The following is a 1,081-nucleotide window of genomic DNA, read 5'->3' as shown; positions in this document are numbered from 1 at the left end:
CGGTGGCCACCAAGGGCGATGGCAGCGAACGGCCCACCATGGACGGAACCGCGCTGGACCCGAACCGCGAGACGCTGCGCCCGAAGCTGTTCATCTTCAACCTGGTGCTCACCGTGGCGATCATGGTGCTGCTGATCATCGACGTTGTTCCGCTGTCCTACCTGTTCATGGTCGGCACCGGCATCGCCTGGTGGTGAACTTCCCGAAGGTCAGCGACCAGATGAAGATGATCACCGCGCACTCCAGCGAAATCATCGCCGTGGTCTCCATGGTGCTGGCCGCCGCGGTGCTGACCGGCGTGCTCTCGGGCACCGGCATGGTCGATGCGATGAGCGCCTGGCTCGTGGACATCATCCCGGATTCCATGGGCCCCTACCTGGCCGTGCTCACCGGCCTGATCTCCGTCCCGGCGACGTTCTTCATGAGCAATGACGCGTTCTACTTCGGTGTCCTGCCGGTGCTGACCGAGGCCGGAGCCCACTTCGGCATCGACGCGGTGGACATGGCCCGCGCCTCGATCACCGGCCAGCCGGTGCACATGCAGTCTCCGCTGGTGCCCGCGATCCTGCTGCTGGTCTCCATGGCCAAGGTTGACCTGGGCGATCACCACAAGAAGGTGCTGTGGCGGGCCTGGTGGTCTCGCTGGTGATGCTCGCCTCCGGCGTGCTCTTCGGCGTGATCCACATGGGCTAGACCCACTTCCCACGCCGCTGGCGGCTCTTCCCGACATTGCCGGGAAGGGCCGCCAGCGGCGTTAAGCGGGCGGTGGGAGTGAGATGCGCGACGGCCGCTGGCCGCCACCGCCTCAGGGGCGGGATAATGGGTGCCATGCCCACGCCTGAAACCGTCCTGCTGCCCGCCGCCGCATGGGGCGAGCGCGCCCTGGAGCATGAGCGGCGCGCACGCAGCTTCGGCGAGGCCTTCACCACGCGGCGGATGAGCGGGAAGAAGCACCCGGTTGAGGACTTCCTGTTCACCTACTACACGCAGAAGCCCGGCCAGTTGTACCGCTGGCATCCAGGGGCCGGGGTGCAGCTGGCCGGGGAACCGGCCCGGCAGCGGGCCCACTGGAAGTTCTACC

At 67.2% G+C, this 1,081-nt stretch carries 2 pseudogenes; both read left to right on the top strand.

Annotated elements, in window-relative coordinates:
- Window positions 1–693: pseudogene (locus tag JCM19049_RS15130) on the top strand (SLC13 family permease); the annotation flags it as partial.
- Between the two features lie 135 nt (window positions 694–828).
- Window positions 829–1,081, top strand: a pseudogene (locus tag JCM19049_RS15125) (3-methyladenine DNA glycosylase); the annotation flags it as partial.

It is taken from the genome of Arthrobacter sp. JCM 19049 (assembly GCF_001310435.1).
Note: the sequence above shows the minus strand (reverse complement) of the source record. Positions and strands in the feature narration are given on the sequence as shown.